Genomic DNA, 20,823 nt, shown 5'->3' on the forward strand with positions numbered 1-20,823 from the left:
AAAATAGTGGTGCCCATTAAGGTCCTTCTTTCTAATGGAATGTTGTGGTAACACCATTAAAGACCTTGATGGGTTTTTCTGTCTACTTAAATGTTCAACTTAAATTTTACAATCTGCCTTTTGTAATTTTAGCATTAATATTTTGATTTATTGTTTTAAGCTTCAAGTCTACCTTTGATTCAACTTGGATATAGATTTGCTGCTTGGCTGCTTCAGAAATTGAACCAGATTATTTCTCTATTACCTTTCACCATCTACATAGAGTTCGCGTTGAAAAATGGTGCTTTTTAATTTGGTGTAATCAAGCTCCAAATATTAGTTATTCTTATTGTATAATTAAACAACCAAAATTAAAGGAGGGACAGGCGATGACCCAACTCGAACAAAAAAGACTTGCTCTAGCTGTTAAGCAAAAAAGAGGGCTGCATTTTATCGCTGCTTCTGTAATAATTTGGCTTGCGATTGCATTTGTTTATTCATCTGCTATGCCGATCTTGACTAAGAATTTATTTGTTTTTATTTGCACGGGTATCTTATTACCGCTGGCATGGGGAATTTCAAAAGTACTGAAAGTTAACTTTAGTGATAATGAAAATCCTTTGTCAAATTTGGGCATCTTATTTTCAGTGAATCAGTTATTATATTTGCTGATTGCCATGTGGATCTATCCAACTATCCCAGATAAAATGCTGATGGTTATTGCAATAATTTTTGGTGCGCACCTAATGCCCTTTAGCTGGTTATATAAATCTAAAGTGTACTTGCTGTTCTCAATAGTTATTCCGTTTTTGGCGCTATTCATTGGCTTATCGTTTAGTCCAACTATTTTAGCTGTTGGAATGACAATTATAGAAATCATTTTTGCGGTTGCATTAATTGTTGAAAATAAAAGTTGAAATTTATGGAATATGATTAGCAATATAAACTTAATCCGGTCAAATAAAGGCGTTGCAGTATAAGACCTCGTTAAGGTGTAAAATAATCTTAGAGACTATCCAATCGAGGCGAAACCACATGCGTAAATATGTTAAAGCACTAATCATGATTATTCTGATCCTAGTGCTAATGGTTGTTGGTCAAATTACACCACTAGCGGTAGCTGACCACTTAAATTTCTCAGAAAACACGGCAGTTATCCTAATGACAGTTACTTATCCAATAATTGTTATTGGTGGGGGATGGCTACTAAATCATTTCTTGTTTCATCAATCGCTGCCGTTAGTATCCAAATGGCGTTTTCAGTGGTGGCCGATTTTATATGCAATCTTGGCGGATGGCTTAATATACCTATTTTCTTGGATTGCGCAGACTGGCTTCCATTCATCAGTAACAACGATGAATAATTGGTGGTTACAATTCGCTATGACAGTGATCAGCGCGCCATTGGTTGAAGAATATGTCTTTCGTGGGTACGTATTTGGTGCACTGGATAGCATTTTTAGTCGTTCCGTAACGGTTTGGCTAACAGCATTTATCTTCGGCTTAATTCACCTATCGTCACTCGGCAAAGCAGCCTGGTATAATGCAGTGTTCCTCGTAATTGCTTATACCGCAATGGGGATGTTCTTTACCCTAATTGCCGTGGCGGGGAAAAGTTTATGGGCCAGTTTTACCGCGCACGTTATTAATAATCTGCTGATTTATATCGTTGGTATCTGGGCGGCGGTTTCCACTTCGTCAAGCATGATGTGGCGAAGTTTAACCGGAACTTTACTTGGCATGGGGATCACTGCTGGATTGGTTTATTGGCGTTTCCTAAGAAACAAACAGGGCCGAAAATTGTAGTTACTAAAAGGCCAATTCTGACTTAACTACTCAAAATAATATTGTTTATAAATCAGTCAGTGTTCTTTGAAGTACCATTAGCAAGTTTGTGGATGGTATTAATATTGGTAGTAAAGATCAGCAAAGCACCATACATTTCCCGTATCCTAGCTTAATTATTTGGTAATACCGTCAATAGATTAAATCACCTATACTTTACTTTAGAATTTAAGGAATAAGCAGGTGAAATTAAAATGAAAGTATTTATTGCTGGAGCATCTGGTCGTGTTGGTACCAAGCTAACCCATAATTTAATTAAAGATGGTCATGAAGTTATTGCTGGGGTACGTAATATTGAGAAAGTTGTTAAAAATGACCATGTAATTCCTGTAAAGTTTGAATTGCATGAGAGTGTGACAGAAATGGCACAAACAATCGGTAAGGTTGATGCAATTTACTTTACCGCGGGCTCTGGTGCTAAGGATCTGCTGCAAACGGATGCTTTCGGAGCTATAAAACTTATGTAGGTGGCTGCGCAAAATGGCATTAAGCGTTTTATAATGTTAAGTGTATTATTTTCTATTGAACCAAGCAGATGGCGGACATCTAAGGGCCTTGATGGTTTAACGGATTATGACATTGCTAAGTTTTTCGCTGATAATTACTTAACTCATGCTACTTTGGACTACACAATTTTGCAGCCAACGGTTATGACTGATAAGTCTGGTACTGGTAAGATTACCGTTGATGATGGTGAATTTGGTTACAATCCAGCATCTGAAATTTTGAAATATCAAAATACCAAACGTAAAATTATTAAAATGCGTGAGGGTAGTACCCCAATTGATGAAGCACTAAGTCGAATTTAATCTAAAAACAGCTTGCGATGACCTAACGCAAGCTGTTTATTTTTAAAGTTTATTATTGACAAGTGACTTTAGTGGTTTGGTAAACTAAAATTAGGAAAGCAATCGAAGAAGTATAATCACTGATTGCTCAGCGTTCTAAAAATAACACGGGAAGTAATTAATAATGAGTAAATATGATCAATTATGGCGATACATCGCTAATAATAAGAGCAAAAATTTTGAACTGACATTTAAGCAAGTTGAGGAAATTGCCGGAGTGCCGCTCGATCATTCTTTCTTAAGATACAAAAAAGAGTTGTTAGATTACGGTTTCAAAGTAGAGAAGATTTCGCTAAAGAATCAAGTAGTTAAGTTTACTAAATTAGATGAGCAATAATTACAAAAGAATACATAGGAGAAGCAATCAATGAAACTAAAGCCCCTTCACGATACCATTAAGGAAAAATATGAAAGTGGGGATTACAATAACCCAACCGAGGTGAAACAACTAAAATCAAATAAAGAAAAGCAGTATGAGCAGATGCTTGGCAGTACAATGAGTGTTACTGCATTATTCTTAATTCTTCTTTGTACAGAAATTCCAGAACGTTATGCTTGGTTGGAGGATATCTTAATATTCTTAACGATTGCTAACGGCGTTGCTTGTATCTATTCTGCTGTAAAGTTAAGCCAAATAAAGAAGCATTCAAAAGACCAGCATTAGTCTGCATACCTTTACTTCAACAGTACTATAATATTTTTAGGATGGTACAGTGGAGGTAATTGTAATGCGGCAAATACCGATTAATCAGGCTAAGTCTATCTTAAAGCAGCTTTTAAAGGCAAAAAATCAACAGAAAGTTAGTTTGCTGACCAATAAGAAGGATCGCTCATTAACGATTATCGTTAATAATGGTGAAATAACGGTCACAGAGCAAGAGTATGTTAACGATACTAATACTTACTTCACCGAGAGTACCGCCAAGCATGAGGTTACAAGGGCCTTTAAACGTGAATTTCCTCGTAGCCACCAGCTATACATTAGTCACAGATAGTAAGTAAAGGTCAAATAGTCAAATGAATATAGAATTTTACAAACCTGGCTGTAAGGACTTCTTTAAAAAACACGCTAGCCAGGAAGCAGTAATTAAGGAGAAAACCAAGGCAGCAATTATTAAGGAAAATAGTACGGGGATGACCAAAGTTAAATTAGCCAGCAAGGAACGGCTCAATGGCCAACCGATCTATGAGTTTCGGCTTAACGTTGGTAAAATTGGTTCAATTAGGGTCGCCTTTACGCTCTTTAATGATCAAATAACGGTATACTTTATTACTACCAAATTACAAAAGTCAGTCTTTAGTCAAGAATTTTTCAAAATTGTTAAAGGTATTCATAATAATTAATAACTAAGGCTCTCAATCAAATTTATAGTAATATATTTAGTATAATGAAATCGAAGACAGGTATTATTAATGACTATTTTTGTAATCCTATTAATTTATAAATTTGTTAAAGGAACTTTCGAATATGAAAAGGTGACACGATTTGACCTGGTGATTATCCCTGCTTACTCGGCAGTGATGATGCTTCTAAGCTTTAGAAATATTCAATCCACGACAGCAATCTGTATTGCGATAATCCTATTATTGGTTGGGGTATCGATTGGGTTTCTCCAAGCCAGTAAAGTGAAAATTAGTGACACCAATAAAGTTGATTCACACCAACGGCCGATTCTCAAGGTTAAAAGAGATTGGCCTTATTTAATTGGTTGGCTAATTACGTTTGCTATTGGAATTGGTGTTGAGATTTTCTACGGGGCTCATTTAAATGCTGGCGAAGTTTCACAAGAGCTGTTTGAAGAGGTCTTAAAGGACTTGTCAGTAGTTGCACTTTTGAGTGGGCATAGCACCTGGTTCGTTTGGCTCTTAAACGTCGCCACTAGTTTTACCTATGGCGCCTGCATTGTAATTCGTCATCCAAAGATTAGGGATGCAATTCAGCGTAAAAATTCCAATAAAAATAAATCCATTTAAAAAGCATCGGCTTCGCAAAATTCGTAAAACCGATGCTTTTTCTAATCTTCTTGTTCAATCTTCTTAATTATTTTTGCGGGCACGCCACCAACGACAACGTTATCTGGAACGTCTTTTGTAACGACAGAACCTGCTGCCACGACGACACCATTACCAATCGTTACTCCGGGACAGATTGTTGAATGACCACCAATCCAAACATCATTTCCAATTGTTACTGGCTTACCGATGCCGAGACGTTCTTGGCGTCCCTTAGCAGTCAACGGATGGTTAACGGTATAAATGTCAGTGTTTGGACCAATCCAAACGTTATTACCAATCTTAACCGGAGCAATATCCAAAACGGTTAAATTATAATTAGCGAGGAAATTATCACCGACATGAATATTCTTCCCATAATCAATGTTTAGTCGACTGTGAACGACTAAGTTTTTCCCCGTTGAGCCAAAGATTTCACGGGCTTTTGCTTCCTGTTTTGCTGGTTCATTTTCGGGAATATTATTAAATTCTTGACAGAGGACTGCTGAGTTAATCTTTCGACTAGCCACTTCTGGATCGTTGAACTTATACCATTCACCATCAATTAACTTTTGTAATTCACTTTTTGCCATTTGGATATCACTCCTTGTAATTCCTTTTTAATTTCATGTGCTATCATACAAGTTAAACCATGGTTTAAGTCAACAGAAAAAAGGAGAAAAATTTATGCGTTACTCAATTGGTCAAGTTGCTGAAAAATTAAATCTACCGACTTCAACCCTTCGTTTTTACGATAAAAAGGGTCTGCTACCATTTGTTGACCGTGATGAAGCAGGACGCCGAAGCTTCAAAGAAAATGATTTGAATTTTTTAGAAGTGATTGAATGTATGAAAAAGTGTGGGATGTCAATCAGTGAAATCCGCCATTTTATTGATTTATGTATGGCAGGTGATGTAACTTTAGATGCACGTTACGATTTGTTAGCTAAAGAAGAGTCAGCAGTAAAGAAACAAATTGCTGAGTTACAAGAACAATTAGACTTTCTTCATTATAAGATGTGGTATTTTAAAACTGCTCTTGTGGCGGGAACCGAGGAGATTCATATGGTTGATACAGATGAGGGTGAACGGGTAGCTCCCGATATTCAGAAACAATATCAAGAAGCCCTCGCAAAGTGTCATGATATTAAAGAGTTAATTGATTACCAAAAGAAAGCTTGATTTCTAATAATTATTAGAGAAGACACTATTAATTAACTTCGACAGGACTGGTGTTAATACGTCTAATCACCATTTGTGGACACTTGAAGAATAGGGGATAGATAATGAAATTTATCGAAATAAAAGAAAATAAAAAATCATATCTCGATTTGTTACTATTGGCAGACGAGCAAGAGGATATGATTGACCGTTATCTTGATAGAGGGAAGATGTACGTAATCAATGATGACGGAGTGAAATGTGAGTGTGTGGTAACAGATGAGGAAAATGGGGTACTTGAAATAAAAAATTTAGCAACTAACCCTAAGTATCAGGGAGAAGGGTATGCTAAAGCGATGATTGATTTTATCTGTCAGAAATATCGGCATAATTATTCTATCCTGCAAGTTGGAACTGGTGACAGTCCATTAACAGTTCCTTTCTATGAGAAATGTGGCTTTATCCGTTCGCATGTTGTCGCGAATTCTTTTACTGACAATTACGATCACCCAATATATGAAGCCGGGGTGCAACTAGTTGATATGGTGTACTTGCGGAGAGAAATTTGAAATGGATAAGACTATATCGGCCGAAAACTAAGCTAGGAATTATGAACGTTCTGAAAACCAATTATTGGACATCCAATTAGAAAGAGTAATAATTTAGTTAAAGTTAAAAATGCTCTAGGATTGCTAGATTTTCTAACAATCTTAGAGCATTTTTATTACATTCTTCTATGTAAATTAAACCAAATTATCAATAAAAATGGTACGAGCGTTAACGCTGCACTAATACTAAATAAGCTACAATTTTTGATTAGTTGATCACTTTGTTGGACAAGCTGGTAGGCATAATAACTTGGCAGAAGCTTTTGGACGCTAGTCATTAATTTTATCATTGAATTGACTGGCAGAAAGACATTCCAAGGGACAATAAATATTGCCAATAGGAACATGAGGGGAGTAGAACCAGCATCAATAGAAGGACGGTCAAAGCTGATTCCAAATGCAAAGCCGATTACACTGAGATAAATTCCTAATATATTTACTAAGCCGAGAGCTAACCAAGTCGAGTGGTTAAAATTAATTGTTTGTAGAATGCAAGCTAATAATACTAGTACGATGGTAATAACGAGGTTAAGGATAACTTGAGTAATTAGTTGCGAACCCATGTACCGCCAGATTGAATATTGACTGATCCGAGCCTGCAGGAAATAAAAACGGCGATTTGAAGCAATCCGTTTACTGAAGGTCACGATCGAGTTACCCAAGATACCGATTAAAAGGGCTAATACTAGTAAGATCAGTTGGAAAGTTTGATTATGTGGTACATTGATTAGTTTAATCATCATCCAGTACCAGAGGGTCGGAAAGATAATCGTAAAGATAAGAAAACGGCGGTTACGAATAACTTGTTTGAGCTGAATAGCAGTAATCATATTAAGCCTCCTTATTGTTAAGCCGGTACCATTGAGCGATTGTTTGGTGATGACTGTGGATTTCTTTAACACTAACGTCATGAGAAATAATACCGTCTTTTAATAACCACACTTGAGAGAAGTATTTGTCAATTTGATTGAAATCATGGGTAACTACAATTGTGCTCCCATTACGCTGATCTAATAACCTCCAAAAAAAGTCAATTGAGGTAAGATCCATTCCAACAGTAGGCTCGTCTAAAATTAATAACTTAGCTGTTCGCAAGGTGCTTACTAGTAAGCTAAGGCGTCGTTTCTGACCGCCTGATAATTTTTGAACGAATTGATTAGCCTGATCGCTTAATTTAAATTTAACTAATAGATTATTGATAGATTCCGGTTGGTAAACCTTATTAATTAATGCGGCCAATTTAACTTGTTCCATAACCGTAAGATCTGGAATTAGAACATCATCTTGAGGCATCACATTTAGATCCTGTTGAAGATTAAAATGATATTTAATTTTGCCACTGTCTGGGCTAAGTAAACCAATAAGAATTTTTATTAAGGTTGATTTACCAGCACCATTACTACCAAGAAGCGCAATTCGTTCATAGTTACTAACGCTGAAATTAATATCCTTTAGAACAGATTTATTAAAGGCTTTCTTTAGATGCTTTGCGGTTAATAACAAAGTATTGGGATCCTTACTACCAGTTACTAAATTATCTAAGCTTACGTTAAAAAGCTGTGCTAGTGAAATTAAATTATCTAGACTGGGTTCTGTATCACCATTTTCCCATTTAGAAACTGCTTGACGCGATACAAATAGTTGACTAGCAATATCATTTTGAGAAAGCTGTTGCTCTGTCCGGAGTTTTCCCAACTGATGGGCAAAAATATTTTTCATGAGAGTACACATCCTTGTAGAAATGATGTTTTTATTTTAATGGATTTTTTAATGACATCAACTGAATGCCTAGATAATAATGTTTGCGCAAATTGCAACCATATGTTGACAGCTAATTTCCTGGGAAATAAAAGAAGTATCTAAGAGAATAGTACAAACAAGTTTGCTAATCCTAAATAGTCATAATCCATGAAAATAATTTCATGAATTATTGATTCTCTTAAATGAATATAGCCAATATGATCTGTATTATTCTGAATGCCTATTCAAATGCCATGATAATTAGTTAATTAATATTCAAACTATGAATGTTTAAACAGACTAACAAAATTGACTATTTATTACTTATTGACTAATAGATAAAATCCTGTAAAGTTATTCGTGAAAGCGTTAACAATAGCAATTAAATCTATTGGGAGATGGTTAAGATGACAGCTAATCATTTTAGATACTTGGTAGGCTTTGCCGCATTTGGATTTGTGATGGGAACAGTTAGTTCAGCAAGTGCCTGTACAACGGTTTTAGTTGGGAAAAATGCCAGTACAGACGGCTCAACAATGATTGCGCGGAATGAGGATGTTGATACTTCCTGGGCCAAGCACTATGTTTATCATCCGGCTACATCAGGAACAAATACCCAGTACCGTTCTACTGATAATGGATTTACCGTTGATTTACCCACTAATGCTCAAAGTTATACTAGTACACCAGATTGGCAACAGAAGAAGGGGCAGGATCAATTTAGTGAAGATGGGATTAACAGTAGTAATGTAGCAATGAGTGCGACTGAATCAGGAACGACCAACAAACAAGCACAGAAAGCAGATCCGTTTGTAAAGAAAGGGATTTCTGAACCATCAATGGTCGATGTTGTTTTGCCATATGCCACTTCCGCAAAGGATGGGGTTAAGCGACTGGGTCACATTGTTGAAACAAAGGGATCGGCCGAAAACAATGGTGTGATTTTCAGTGACAAGTATTCAATTTGGTATATGGAAATTGGTTCTGGCCATCATTGGGCTGCTGTTCGGGTGCCAAACAATAAGTATGCGGTGATTCCTAACCAGAATGTCATTGGCAACGTTGATACTAAGAAGAGCAATTTTATGACCTCGAAGAATTTGCCTAAATTCGTTAAAAGTCATCATCTAAATGGTTATGTCAATAGTCACCAGGTTAACTTCGCTCAGGCATTTGGGACTAATAATAAGGAAGATGCCACCTACAATCGTCCACGAATTTGGGATGGTCAACGAATTTTAACACCAAGTAAGAAGCAATCAATTACCCAAAAGCACTATGCAATGTTTATGAAACCGGATCATAAAATCTCTGTGCAGAAGGTTCAACAGGTATTAGGATCCCACTTTAATAACACCAAATACGATAGTAATGGTAAATGGGTTGGCGGTTACCGGCCAATCAATGTGCCAACTGATGTTGAGTCGCATATTCTGCAAATTCGTCCCAACGTTCCTAAGGAGATGGCTGGAGTTCAATGGTTAGCAATGGCTTCACCGGCTACTAGTGTTTATGTTCCGTTCTATACAAATGTAAATAATACGCCGACTAGCTACCAAAAGGGAACGGACAAGCCTGACAGTGAATCAGCTTATTGGACATATAAAATGACGAAAGTATTAACTGATCCTTATAAGAATAAGCTGGTTAATAAAGATGTTGTTCCAGTTCAAAAGAAAACAACTAGTCATTTAAAGGCATCGTTAAAGAATAATGATCAGCAAGCAAGAAATCTTACCGGTGATGAGTTAACTAATTTCTTAACCCAATGCAACCAGCAAAATGCTGACTATGTGCAAAATGTTTTCCAAAAGTTGAATAACAAGTTAATCGTTGACTCAACCCGTCAAACAAAAATTGTTCAGGATAAGAATTTATAATATTGTTCCAATCCTTATCAGCAAATAATTAGCTCTCAAGATTCAGTTTAACTGTACTCTGAGAGCTTTTTTGCATGTTCGTATTTCCCAGGAAATAAAATATTAGGGTAGAGTAAGAACTTTCAGATTTGCTATAAAAAAATTAATTATGATTTTGCAATATTAAAGATAGCTTAATTGTTTTAATTAATATTATCTATACTATAATATAAATAGAATTATAAAATAGTGATAAGGAGTTCTGAGAAATGAGAGTAACAAAGTTAGTTGTTGGAATATTGCTGTTAGTGTTGGCAGCCTGGTTATTAATTGATGGGATTGCAAACGGAATTCTGGGGATTTGGACTGATCCCAATTACGTTTATGCTAGTTTAGAAATTATTTTAGCCGGATTATTTATTGGTGCAGGTGTCGTTTACATTGTTCAAGAAGATAGTCCGTTTCTTGGCGGTGATATTACTGGACTAATTTTATTAGTAATTGGCGGTATTATTGGGATTGTTGGTGGCTTCATGGATCGGTGGATGTTCCTTTATGCCATTGTTAGTCTGGTAATCGGTGTTGGTTTCTTTATCTGGCATAGTAAGACATGTGAAGATATTTAGGAGCTTTGTGAATCTTAATTAAAAATTTGTGAGTGTTAAAACGGCTTCCAGTGTTCGCTGTTACCAACCTCTGGAAGCCGTTTATGTATATTAGAATTTTCCTATTATTAGAATTGAGAACCGAGGAGCTATTATGGATGATAAAGTAACGCCCAAATTACTTACAGCAATCTTATCAGCGGGAATGCTTTCTTTTTTAGGAATCCTTGATGAAACGGCTACTACAGTTACTTTTCCAACGTTAATTAAGGAATTTGCTGTCACTACCGATCAAGTCCAGTGGGTTAATACATTGGTTCTTTTTGTGATTGCAACAATCGTTCCTATTAGTTCTCAAGTTAGCTTGCGGTTTTCAACTAAAAGGATCTTTCTTGCTGGAATTACCTTTTTTGTGCTTGGCTTAGTGATTGATATTTTTACACCACGGTTTGATTTGCTCTTACTAGGGCGAGCATTTCAAGGAATCGGAACTGGAATTGGGTTACCATTAATGTATAATATCATCCTTACTAAGGTTCCTAAGACCCATCTTGGCTTTATGATGGGAATCGGAACAATGATTACTGCAGCAGCGGTTGCGTTAGGTCCAGTGTTTGGTGGAATTGTAACTGAGCTTTTAAACTGGTGCTGGATCTTTATTATTTCGATTTTTCTTGCAATTATTAGTGCTTTTACGGGAACTTATTCAATTACTCAACTTAATAAATTACAAAAAGTTTCCTTTAAATATGGTCAGTGGCTAACGATTGCCGTTGGTTTAGTTTGCTTAATGCTGGGCTTCACTAATCTTGCTAAAAATTACTTTTGGTCAGGACAAGTTGCTGGGTGTTTACTGTTAGGATTGGCTAGTTTCCTTATTTGGGGCAAGATTTCTTGGGATGATCCAACAGCCTTAATAAGTCCGCGCCTTTTTGTAAATATTACTTTTAGTATGCAGCTTCTTTGTTATTGCTTTGCCAAGATTACCACGTTGGCGCTTGGCTTTATTTTTCCTATTTATGTTCAAACGGTTAATCAGGGTTCAGTTTCCCTTGCTGGCTGGATAATGTTACCAGGAGCAATTATTGATGCTTTAATGGCAGCCTTGGCAGGAAGACTATTGGATAAGCAAGGTGCTCGTCTACCGATTATCCTTGGAACGATTGCTAGTTTAACTGGAGTTGTTATTATGAGTGTTTGCGGAATGCATCTTTCTAATCTTGCAATTATTTTTCTCTATTCTCTTTATTATGGTGGCTATGGAATGTGCTTCAGTAGTTTAATGACAAGTGGCTTAACCTCATTAACCACAGATAATCATGCACAAGGAAACGCAATTTTTAATACTTTACAGCAATTTTCAGGCGCTGTTGGTACAGCACTTGCAGGAACACTTATTGCACTTAGTCAAAGTAACCATCAAATTTCTCGATCAATAGCTACGGCAATTGGTGCAAAATGGACCTTTCTCGTTTTAACTGGCTTAATGATCCTTAACCTAGTTCTTGTTACTATTTTTGTTCCGCGGAAAACGCATTGACGCTTCTTTTAACAGCTAACCGCTATTTTCTAAGAAGGTGAGTGTGTGTTACTTCTAATAATCTTTTCCTTCCTTGTTTTATATAATTTTATCCGGGATACATTTCGTTTTGAGCCAGTTACACGGACAAGTTTTATTATTCTGCCAATTTACGCCACAATAATGACTGTTATCTCAATGATTGTTGAATTAAAGGAATGGCATTTCTCAGTTATTTTAACGTTAGCATTAATTGGTGTACTTCTTGGATGGTTCCAAACTTTTAGCCTAAGGGTTATCCAGATTGATAAACATTCACATGATAAGTCTTCTGGATTTAAATATTGCCGTGGGTGGTCATATTTGTATGGGTTTATGTTAATCTTTATTGTTGAAATAATAACTAATTTTTCATTGGGAGAAAGAGTGACCTTTAAGGGAGTCTTTTTCGAATTGATTAATGAAATTTTACGTGAGCGATTTAAATTTTTGCCATATAACGGATGGGTTATTTGGCTTTTATTGGCGGTAACAACTAGTGTTTACACATTGATCTTAATTCATCGATACCCGATTATTACTAAGGTGTTAACACGTAAGCAACATGAGAAATAGAAAATTACTTTTATATAATCATTACTATAGAAATTATAAAAATAGCGAAGACGTTGAGAAAAAATTCTTTTCGTCCTCGCTATTTTAGTTAAAATTTTGGTAATCAATTATCGTTCATCACTTGAACCAAAAATATCCAAGAAATTAATAAAGAGGTTGATGAAATCAAGGTATAGTTGTAAAGCACCGAGAATAGCTAATCCGGTAGTAGAAGCTCCTTCACCATATTCCAGATAAATATTTTTCATTCGTTGAGCGTCCCAGGCGGTGAGAATGGTAAAAATAATAACGGCAATTACTGAAAGAATATAGTCAATTGCAGGATTTTGTAGAAAGAAGTTAACAACCATTGCAATAATCAAACCGATCAACGCTGCTGAGGCAAAGGAACCGACTCTGGCAAAATCGCGGTGCGAACAAGTACCAATCAGTGCCATAGTTAGAAAAATACCAGCAGATGAAACAAATGCGGTTGCAATATCAGTTCCAGTATATGCACCGGCAATAAATGCAAAGGTGATCCCATAAACAATTGACGTAATTATTAATAAAACAAATCCTAATCCAGGACTACGAGTAGCGTTAAAACTAATTCCAAAAGTAAGAAAAATCGGTAACAAAATGATTAACCAAATTCCCCACCGGTTGTTGATCATGAAAGAAGTAAATTGTTTAGCGAAAACTCCCATCACCAACCAAGCTGTTAGAGCGGAGACTAGTACCGCTAAAGTCATTAGTCCGTACATTCGAGTTAGAAACCTATTTAAACCATTAATATCATTGACTACTCTTCTATTAGGTGAAAATTCATCCATGACTAGCACTCCTTTCGTTTACTATTTACTATATCTCTATTATATAATATAAATAAAATAATAACGAATATGATTGGTTATAAATATTGGAGGATACTAAATTGCAAATCTTGACGATTGTCGGGGTAATTATTGTTGGTTTAATTACTGGAACTGTTACAAGCTTGATTGGTGCCAGTGGTGTTTGCGTTGTAGTCCCAGCACTAACACTCTTTTTTGGCCTTAATTCGCACTTAGCAATTGGGACAAGCTTAATGGTAGACGTAATTACTAGCATTGTCGTTGCTATTAACTACTTTAAGCACGGTAACGTCCGTCTTCAAGCGAGCCTATGGATTACAGTTGGATCAATTTTAGGCGCCCAGTTAGGTAGCCATTGGGCCGGAATGATTAATGACGCTTCACTTAGTATGATCTTTGCAGTTGTTTTGATTATTTCTGGAATTGCTACCTTAAAGAAAGGAGTTAATAACCATTTTGATTCACAAAAAGGGATCCATTTTAAAAGTAGCTTTACTCAGGCATTGCTATTATTATTTATTGGTGCCGTAATTGGGGTTATTAGTGGCCTTGTCGGTGCTGGTGGTGGCGTAATGATCCTATTAGCGATTATTTTCATCCTTCATTATCCAGTGCATCAGGCGGTTGGAACATCTACCGTCATTATGGCGATCACGGCTTTATCATCCATGATTGGTTATGCTCGTCAGGGAAATGTTGATTGGCTGATGGGAGTGTTTATTGCTAGTGGCGCGGTAATCGCTGGGATTATCGGTGCTCGTTATGCAAATTCAATTAATGAGGAGAAACTAAACAGGGTCATCTCATGGATCTTTATTATTCTGGGTTTCATAATGATTGGGATGCGTCTAATTCATTAATTTCCCGGGAAATTAAATTACTGACGGGTAACTGTCAGGATTCTGGCAGCTAGATGGCGTTGTTATCCGTAATATTAAAGTGTAATTTAAAAGTACAAGCAAATAAGGGAGGGATGTCCCATGATAGAGACTGAAGTTAAAAAATTACGAGTTGCCAAACACTTATCTCAAGAACAACTTGCTGAAAAAGCCAAAGTTTCTGTAAGAACTATTCAACGGTTAGAAGCGGGTGATGACGCTAGTATCTCAACATTAAATTTAGTTGCAAGTGCATTAGGAGTAGAAGTTGGTGAGCTATTTCCCCAAACTCAATCTGTACAGCAAAAGGAAAAGATTCAATCAGCTGATGAACAGTTACAATCACAGCTATACCAGCGGCATGAGGAATACCATACTTTTAAGAGTATTTATAATACTTGCTTTATTGTTATTATGATGATTTGGGGATGCCTTTTTCAATTAATTCACAATAATGCTTTTTCTTCAATCGCTGGTGTTTTGTGGATTGGTGGTTGGTTGCTTTTCGGTCCGTTAAAAAAGGAAATTAAAATCAAAAGAATCGATCCTAAATTAGATGCTAAATATCCATTGACCGTTAATCGGATTGATAAAGATGAGGAGACAAAATAAAAGTCAGGAGCATTTTTCTTTATCTCTTATAAGAAGTGAGTAGAATAATAGTTACCATATCGCTTAAGAGGGGAGAGTTATTTATGAAAAAGTTAACTGTGACTGACGCGGCATTGGAGCGAATTAAGAAATATCTTAGTCCTGATAAGCAAATTGTCTTAGACTTTGACGATGGGGTTGGCCCATTCTCAGCAATTGGCAATTGTAGCTTAGACGCTAATTATCGACTAATTTTTGTTAATCGTGACGTTAAATTACCTGATTTTGACGAAATCGTTAGTTCTAATATTGGTGATATTCGGATCAAGAGTGAATGGTATGCTAGTGCTCAATTTGAAGATCAAATGGAACTGCGCTTTGATCCTAAGCACTTTACGATGCCATTGGTTAGCCCAACAAAAATTTTAACCGATAATGTTGAAGTTGTTGAGATTGATGAACCACTTAAAACAGAATATAGTGGAACTCATGATTGCTAATAAATAATTTAAAACCAAATGAAAATATCCAAAAACGAAGCTACGAACTTTGAACTATAATAATTGTTCGTGGCTTTATTTTTAGGGTGTATTTAATGAGGGAGAAGAACATGAACCCACAACAAATTTATCAATTGCTAAATCATAATGAAATTGAATATCAGTTAGTTCACCATCCGGCTGTCTTGACGACAGATGAAGCTGACCGGTATGTACAGGACTATTCGTTTGCGAGAACAAAGAATCTCTTTTTGCACACCCATAACCGAAAGGAGTATTTCCTATACGTTCTTCCTGAAAATAAGCGTTTTAATGAGAAGAGCTTTCGTCAGACAGTTAAAACCTCTCGATTATCATTTGCTTCCCCAGATGAACTGAACCAAATTCTAGGTGTGGCTCCGGGGATGGTGTCACCCTTTAACTTACTTAATGATCGATATCATCAGGTATCACTAATTGTTGATCAAGAAGTTCTTAAAATGAATAAGTTAATTGGAGTACATCCAAACACTAATACTCAGACTGTGATATTAAAGACCGCTGATTTGTTGGCACTTTTGAAAAAGGTTGGTACTAGCATTCAGATAATTAATTTTTAGCTTCAGTCGGAGTTAAACAAGTGGTGATTGTCGTTCGCTTTTATTGACACCCGATCCGAATAACATTAGAATTCTAATGACTAAGTAGTCTATTGGGGAGTAATTAAAAATAGGAGTAATAAGCAATGAGAGTAAATATCTTACAACATACATCTAATGAGGGGCCTGGTTCTATTCGGGATTGGATTCATGCAAATAACGATGAAATGTATGTTTATCACCCAGATCAGTTCGGTAATCTACCAACCGCTGCTGAGACCGATATGCTAGTCGTTCTTGGTGGACCAATGAGCCCCAACGATGACTATCCGTGGTTGGAAGAAGAACGCGAATTAATTCGTACTTTGATTGATGAACGTAAACCAATTTTTGGTGCTTGTCTAGGAGCACAGCAGATCGTTAAGGCATTAGGTTACCAGGTTACCGCAGCTCCACATAAGGAAGTTGGCTGGGCACCAGTGTACCGGCAAAATGATGCAATTCCCGGGATTCCCGAAAAGTTAACCGCTCTCCATTGGCATCAGGATATGTTTGAGATTCCTGATGATGCTAAATTGCTTTTTAGCAGCGATTTAAATGAAAATCAGGGCTTCCTGTATCATGATAATGTTATCGGTCTCCAATTTCACTTTGAACCGATGAAGGATAATGTTCGTGAAATTGCAATTAACGACAACCAATACCCGCTTGAAAATAATGATCTCCACCAAATAACTACCGAAATTATTAATCACGATGTTCCAGCAGAAAATAAACAGATAATGTTCAAGCTGCTAAATTACATCACAAAATAAGAATGGTTGGTGGCTTTAGAAGACTACAGTAAAGCAATTTAAACCTGCTTGTTTTACACGATTATACAATTGTTGTCACTTCACTTTTGAGGTTGCTAATTTAGTATTCAAAGTGTTATTGTGTAAGGTATATGAGAAATGAGGTGATTTGAATGGCTGATCGATATACCGTAATTCGCCAAGCATTAAGTGAGCCGGAATTAAACGCAAAGTTATTTGCATCGGAGTTTGGACTAGAGGCAAAGAAGCACCGGGTATTAACTAATGGTCGAGCAAGTCGCTATCCATATCCAGAAGCGCTGCGTTCTCGTCGTCATAACTTATATTTGAATTCAGGCTTTACTGACAACATGATTGATTTTGAAACATCACCAGTTGTTGGCAGTAAAAATGCAGTTCGGCAATTGAAGATGCTTGAGCAGATTATGGTTGGTCAACTCCATGAGGATGAACGTTTATGGCCACTCAGCCTTGCTCCGGCACCTGTTTATAATCATGATTTAGATTACCTAATGACTGCTAATACGAAGACTTGGGATCGAGCTAATCACGATTATTTAGGCAAAAAGTACGGGATTACTCAAGAATTATTAGGCGATGTTCATGTTAATTTCAGCCTTAACAAGGGACTCTTGAAATCCTTATATGACCAATTTTATAGGGATGAATATGATTCACTTGTTGATTTTCAAAATCATCTTTATTTTAAGATGGCCCAGTGTTTTGTCCTTTACCAATGGCTATTCACTTACCTTTATGGTGCCAGTCCGGTTTCGGAAGATATGCACATTCCAGAACATCTTGAATTGCCAGTTCGTAGTTTACGGTGTAGTGATTACGGTGATGATAACCTTCCTAATGAACAGGTTGGCTATAATTCATTAGAAGAACACTTCGCTAAGCTGCAGCAATTTTTGGATGACGGGACGTATTACAGTATTAAGGAGTTCTTTGGCCCTGTTCGCTGTCGGCGTCATAATCAAGATGTTGGTGATTTACAGGGAATGTTGACTAAGGGAATTAACTATCTTGAGTTTCGTTCGTTTGACCTTGATCCGCTTTCTCGGACAGGAGTTAGTGACGATACAATTAATTTCCTTGAATTATTAATGATTAATACATTAATTAAGCCGCTTCCGGATAATTTACCGGAAGAACTCGCTGCTGCCCGGAAACTTAATAATGAAGTTGCACTTCAAAAGCCAAAAGAGCAAACTCCAGAGATGCACGAGGCAGCGATTAAGATTATTACTGAATTACAGGATTTAGTTGATGAATTTAATGCGCCACGTGAATATCGCTTGGCCCTTAAATTTGTACAACGGCGAGTTGATGATCCCGCTTTAACGATTAGTGGTCAATTAGCGGATCAGATTGAAAATGGGAATTTACTTTCATTTGGATTAAAGTTAGCTAATGATCGCTTTACTGCCAACATGAACATGACTCACCCGCTGCAAGCAATTAGTAATAAGTATTCCGATGATACGCAACGCCTGATCAAAGCAGCAATTGAGTTGGGGATAAATGTTTCATTTAATGATGATGGTGTGACCTTGACGGTTGGTGATCACGATGAAACGTACGAGGCTCAAGGAGACTTTGAGTTCCCCGATGGTCCACGTAAGTATATTTTAGATACATTTCCTGAAGCAATTAAGTTTCAAGAACAACAATAAATTAGATACTATTAATGAATAATGGGGCCTCACAATTTCTTGTGGTGCCCCGTTTTTGGTTAAGGAGGATCAAGATGCGAAAGATTGGAATTATTGGTTTGGGGCATATTGGACGATTATTAGCGCATACCCTAGTCACAACCGACAAAGCAGATCAATTGGTTTTAATCGATCAAAATGATGAGGTGGCTGTTGGCTTGAAAGCAGATTTAGAAAATGCCCAAACTGCCTTGATGTCAAGGACTACAATCACTATTCAAGATTACGCAGCCTTAAAAGATGCGGATCTTTTGATAACTGCATTCGGTGATAGTCAACTTCTTCAAGAACAACAGATGGCAGAATTATCGCGTAATGGACAAACTATTGATCGGATTGCACCACGGGTTAGACAAAGCGGCTTCTCAGGAATCGTCTTTAATATTAGTGATCCGAACGAAGCAATTACCGCCTACCTTCAACAGCAACTTGCCTTGCCACCGAAACAGGTAATCGGAATTGGGACAACAATTGATACCATGCGAATGCGTCAGGCAGTTGCCAAAGGTGCTCAAGTATCGTCACAGAATGTTAGTGGCTTTGTTTATGGTCAGCATAACGGTGAAAAAGTATTTGCGTGGTCAACGGTAACCGTTAATGGTCAAAGTTTGGAAAAGGTGATTAACGGTCACCATCTTGATCAGAATAAATTAAGAGTTAACGCTGATATGGATAATTGGTACACCCTGAAAGGACTTGGCTATAATGCAAGTGCTGTTGTCACTTGGACGCTTCAGATTATTTCTGTAATTTTAGGAAGTGGTAATTTGACCGTCCCGTTAGCAATTTATCAACCACAGTACGAATGTTACGTTAGTTTTCCAACGCTGATTAATCGTCATGGCCAAGGCAATCCGATATTATTGAATTTATATCCTGTAGAAGAAGCTGCTGTTAAGACAGCAACAAATGCAATCCAACAGCAAGTTACGATCTTGCAACAAGGAGGGAAAGAAAATGATTAATTCATTAGCTGTATATTGTGGTGCAAGGGATGGTAATGATCAGAAATATTTAACAGCAGCGCGACAGCTGGGTGAATGGATGGCTGCCCACCAAATTGATCTAGTTTATGGCGGTGGTCAATTTGGTTTAATGGGTGCCGTTGCTAATGGGGTCCTTGATAATGGTGGAACTGTTCACGGCATTATTACCGAAACTCTTGCTAGTCGTGGAGCGGCTTATAAAAAAATTCAGGATCTCAAAATTGTCCCTGATATGGATCACCGAAAAGAAAAAAATGATGGCAATGGCTGACGGAATGTTGGCCCTTCCCGGTGGCATTGGAACCCTTGAAGAAATTAGTCAAGCTGCTTCGTGGATTACAATTGGTGAGAATCCGAAACCAGTTGCCTTTTATAACCAGGACGGGTTTTATTCACCGCTCGAACAGGTGCTTGAACGCATGAATCATGAAGGCTTTCTCGAAAAAGTTTATCTTGATAGCATGTACTTTAGTGATGATTTTGACCAAATCCTTGACTTCATGGAACATTACCATGCACCTCACTACCGGGAATATAAGAAATAGTTTTAAAAATCAAAGGGAGCTGGAAATAGTAAGAGACTGAAAAGAACAAAATGTTTTTTCCAGTCTCTATTTTAATGGTTGAATTGTATAAACTTGATCGTCAGCTTCATCAATTAATGAAACAGGACGTTGATCATTTGCTTGAATTGTAATATGGTAACCGAATTTATCAAGGTAAACTAATTTATCTTCACGAACTAGTTGAACTGTTGCAGGAATTTCTTGATTATCAATTCCTAGCTTTAGTTCTGGAGAGATGGTGATTTTATGGGTTCGGTTGCGTTCTTGATCATAATATTGCCAAGTTCCGGCATAAAAGATTGGCAACGCAGCCGATGTGTTACTTTTCTTCGCGTGACTGAACCCTAACGTACTAGAGAGTCCAGCCATTAATCCCGCGCCGAAAAGTAGCATTCCCTTTTTTTCATATTCCATCAATCTCCTCAATTATGTGATAAGTCATTTTTCTACAAGCTTATTATACGGCAGATTGTAAAATTTAAGTTGAACATTTAAGTAGACAGAAAAACCCATCAAGGTCTTTAATGGTGTTACCACAACATTCCATTAGAAAGAAGGACCTTAATGGGCACCACTATTTTATC

Annotated in this window: 25 protein-coding genes and 2 pseudogenes; 22 read left to right on the top strand and 5 right to left on the bottom strand. The window is 36.9% G+C overall.

Annotated elements, in window-relative coordinates:
* Positions 1 to 368: 368 nt before the first annotated feature.
* The 8 genes and pseudogenes from HUK49_RS08950 to HUK49_RS08985 all read left to right on the top strand — a co-directional run bounded on the left by HUK49_RS08950 (position 369) and on the right by HUK49_RS08985 (position 4,646).
* Positions 369 to 896 carry a DUF7010 family protein gene (locus tag HUK49_RS08950; protein WP_102168497.1) on the top strand — a complete coding sequence of 176 codons (528 nt, stop codon included), beginning with the start codon at positions 369 to 371 and terminating at the stop codon, positions 894 to 896.
* A 118-nt stretch (positions 897 to 1,014) separates the two neighbouring features.
* Complete coding sequence (locus HUK49_RS08955; RefSeq protein WP_191913465.1) at positions 1,015 to 1,785, top strand: CPBP family intramembrane glutamic endopeptidase; 771 nt, start codon at positions 1,015 to 1,017, stop codon at positions 1,783 to 1,785.
* A gap of 233 nt (positions 1,786 to 2,018) precedes the next feature.
* A pseudogene (locus HUK49_RS08960) lies at positions 2,019 to 2,633 on the top strand (NAD(P)H-binding protein).
* Positions 2,634 to 2,796: 163 nt separating this feature from the next.
* Positions 2,797 to 3,009: a hypothetical protein gene (locus HUK49_RS08965; RefSeq protein WP_191913466.1), complete on the top strand. Its 213-nt coding sequence runs from the start codon at positions 2,797 to 2,799 to the stop codon at positions 3,007 to 3,009.
* A 30-nt stretch (positions 3,010 to 3,039) separates the two neighbouring features.
* Entirely contained in the window at positions 3,040 to 3,336 is a 297-nt protein-coding gene (locus HUK49_RS08970) for a hypothetical protein (protein ID WP_191913467.1), read from the top strand.
* A gap of 64 nt (positions 3,337 to 3,400) precedes the next feature.
* The gene (locus HUK49_RS08975) at positions 3,401 to 3,667 is read left to right on the top strand and encodes a hypothetical protein (protein WP_191913468.1); all 267 of its coding nucleotides are present in this window, start codon (positions 3,401 to 3,403) and stop codon (positions 3,665 to 3,667) included.
* Between the two features lie 22 nt (positions 3,668 to 3,689).
* Positions 3,690 to 4,016, top strand: a complete 327-nt coding sequence (locus HUK49_RS08980; RefSeq protein WP_102168493.1) for a hypothetical protein — start codon at positions 3,690 to 3,692, stop codon at positions 4,014 to 4,016.
* 69 nt (positions 4,017 to 4,085) lie between these two features.
* Entirely contained in the window at positions 4,086 to 4,646 is a 561-nt protein-coding gene (locus tag HUK49_RS08985; RefSeq protein ID WP_102168492.1) for a hydrophobic protein, read from the top strand.
* 41 nt (positions 4,647 to 4,687) lie between these two features.
* On the opposite strand, the gene HUK49_RS08990 is transcribed toward HUK49_RS08985, so the two are convergent.
* Positions 4,688 to 5,257 carry a sugar O-acetyltransferase gene (locus HUK49_RS08990; RefSeq protein ID WP_191913469.1) on the bottom strand — a complete coding sequence of 190 codons (570 nt, stop codon included), beginning with the start codon at positions 5,255 to 5,257 and terminating at the stop codon, positions 4,688 to 4,690.
* A 94-nt stretch (positions 5,258 to 5,351) separates the two neighbouring features.
* On the opposite strand from HUK49_RS08990, the gene HUK49_RS08995 reads away from it, so the two are divergent.
* Both HUK49_RS08995 and HUK49_RS09000 read left to right on the top strand, forming a co-directional pair.
* Positions 5,352 to 5,846 carry a MerR family transcriptional regulator gene (locus HUK49_RS08995; protein ID WP_191913470.1) on the top strand — a complete coding sequence of 165 codons (495 nt, stop codon included), beginning with the start codon at positions 5,352 to 5,354 and terminating at the stop codon, positions 5,844 to 5,846.
* A 104-nt stretch (positions 5,847 to 5,950) separates the two neighbouring features.
* On the top strand, positions 5,951 to 6,394 hold the full coding sequence (locus HUK49_RS09000) for a GNAT family N-acetyltransferase (protein ID WP_191913471.1): 444 nt from the start codon (positions 5,951 to 5,953) through the stop codon (positions 6,392 to 6,394).
* A 155-nt stretch (positions 6,395 to 6,549) separates the two neighbouring features.
* Here the strand turns inward: HUK49_RS09000 and HUK49_RS09005 are convergent, their stop codons facing one another.
* Both HUK49_RS09005 and HUK49_RS09010 read right to left on the bottom strand, forming a co-directional pair.
* Positions 6,550 to 7,263, bottom strand: a complete 714-nt coding sequence (locus HUK49_RS09005; RefSeq protein ID WP_235981088.1) for an ABC transporter permease — start codon at positions 7,261 to 7,263, stop codon at positions 6,550 to 6,552.
* Between the two features lies 1 nt (position 7,264).
* Positions 7,265 to 8,152, bottom strand: a complete 888-nt coding sequence (locus HUK49_RS09010; protein ID WP_191913473.1) for an XRE family transcriptional regulator — start codon at positions 8,150 to 8,152, stop codon at positions 7,265 to 7,267.
* 428 nt (positions 8,153 to 8,580) lie between these two features.
* Here HUK49_RS09010 and HUK49_RS09015 point away from each other — a divergent pair, with 428 nt between their 5' ends.
* The 4 genes from HUK49_RS09015 to HUK49_RS09030 all read left to right on the top strand — a co-directional run bounded on the left by HUK49_RS09015 (position 8,581) and on the right by HUK49_RS09030 (position 12,771).
* Positions 8,581 to 10,053 carry a C69 family dipeptidase gene (locus HUK49_RS09015; RefSeq protein WP_191913474.1) on the top strand — a complete coding sequence of 491 codons (1,473 nt, stop codon included), beginning with the start codon at positions 8,581 to 8,583 and terminating at the stop codon, positions 10,051 to 10,053.
* 248 nt (positions 10,054 to 10,301) lie between these two features.
* The gene (locus HUK49_RS09020; protein ID WP_191913475.1) at positions 10,302 to 10,658 is read left to right on the top strand and encodes a hypothetical protein; all 357 of its coding nucleotides are present in this window, start codon (positions 10,302 to 10,304) and stop codon (positions 10,656 to 10,658) included.
* Positions 10,659 to 10,791: 133 nt separating this feature from the next.
* Complete coding sequence (locus HUK49_RS09025; RefSeq protein ID WP_191913476.1) at positions 10,792 to 12,177, top strand: MFS transporter; 1,386 nt, start codon at positions 10,792 to 10,794, stop codon at positions 12,175 to 12,177.
* A gap of 45 nt (positions 12,178 to 12,222) precedes the next feature.
* Positions 12,223 to 12,771 carry a hydrophobic protein gene (locus HUK49_RS09030; protein ID WP_191913477.1) on the top strand — a complete coding sequence of 183 codons (549 nt, stop codon included), beginning with the start codon at positions 12,223 to 12,225 and terminating at the stop codon, positions 12,769 to 12,771.
* A 107-nt stretch (positions 12,772 to 12,878) separates the two neighbouring features.
* On the opposite strand, the gene HUK49_RS09035 is transcribed toward HUK49_RS09030, so the two are convergent.
* Positions 12,879 to 13,586: a Bax inhibitor-1/YccA family protein gene (locus HUK49_RS09035; protein ID WP_191913478.1), complete on the bottom strand. Its 708-nt coding sequence runs from the start codon at positions 13,584 to 13,586 to the stop codon at positions 12,879 to 12,881.
* Between the two features lie 101 nt (positions 13,587 to 13,687).
* Here HUK49_RS09035 and HUK49_RS09040 point away from each other — a divergent pair, with 101 nt between their 5' ends.
* The 8 genes and pseudogenes from HUK49_RS09040 to HUK49_RS09075 all read left to right on the top strand — a co-directional run bounded on the left by HUK49_RS09040 (position 13,688) and on the right by HUK49_RS09075 (position 20,218).
* A complete protein-coding gene (locus tag HUK49_RS09040; RefSeq protein WP_191913479.1) occupies positions 13,688 to 14,467 on the top strand; it encodes a sulfite exporter TauE/SafE family protein in 780 nt (259 codons plus the stop codon).
* 120 nt (positions 14,468 to 14,587) lie between these two features.
* Positions 14,588 to 15,097 (top strand): helix-turn-helix domain-containing protein, encoded by a 510-nt coding sequence (locus HUK49_RS09045; RefSeq protein WP_191913480.1) that lies wholly within the window; start codon positions 14,588 to 14,590, stop codon positions 15,095 to 15,097.
* Positions 15,098 to 15,180: 83 nt separating this feature from the next.
* Complete coding sequence (locus tag HUK49_RS09050) at positions 15,181 to 15,576, top strand: iron-sulfur cluster biosynthesis family protein (protein ID WP_102168480.1); 396 nt, start codon at positions 15,181 to 15,183, stop codon at positions 15,574 to 15,576.
* 110 nt (positions 15,577 to 15,686) lie between these two features.
* Positions 15,687 to 16,175, top strand: coding sequence for a prolyl-tRNA synthetase associated domain-containing protein (locus tag HUK49_RS09055; RefSeq protein WP_102168479.1), 489 nt, complete (start codon positions 15,687 to 15,689; stop codon positions 16,173 to 16,175).
* A gap of 125 nt (positions 16,176 to 16,300) precedes the next feature.
* On the top strand, positions 16,301 to 16,969 hold the full coding sequence (locus HUK49_RS09060; protein ID WP_191913482.1) for a type 1 glutamine amidotransferase: 669 nt from the start codon (positions 16,301 to 16,303) through the stop codon (positions 16,967 to 16,969).
* A 152-nt stretch (positions 16,970 to 17,121) separates the two neighbouring features.
* Entirely contained in the window at positions 17,122 to 18,648 is a 1,527-nt protein-coding gene (locus HUK49_RS09065; protein WP_191913483.1) for a glutamate--cysteine ligase, read from the top strand.
* 74 nt (positions 18,649 to 18,722) lie between these two features.
* Entirely contained in the window at positions 18,723 to 19,652 is a 930-nt protein-coding gene (locus tag HUK49_RS09070) for a lactate/malate family dehydrogenase (protein ID WP_191913484.1), read from the top strand.
* Positions 19,645 to 20,218 (top strand): annotated as a pseudogene (locus HUK49_RS09075) (LOG family protein). The gene HUK49_RS09070 and the pseudogene HUK49_RS09075 overlap by 8 nt, the downstream one beginning before the upstream one ends.
* Before the next feature lie 66 nt (positions 20,219 to 20,284).
* On the opposite strand, the gene HUK49_RS09080 reads toward HUK49_RS09075, so the two are convergent.
* Positions 20,285 to 20,653, bottom strand: a complete 369-nt coding sequence (locus HUK49_RS09080) for a DUF4828 domain-containing protein (RefSeq protein WP_191913485.1) — start codon at positions 20,651 to 20,653, stop codon at positions 20,285 to 20,287.
* Between the last annotated feature and the right edge of the window lie 170 nt (positions 20,654 to 20,823).

It is taken from the genome of Limosilactobacillus portuensis (assembly GCF_014838735.1).
Lineage (GTDB): Bacteria > Bacillota > Bacilli > Lactobacillales > Lactobacillaceae > Limosilactobacillus > Limosilactobacillus portuensis.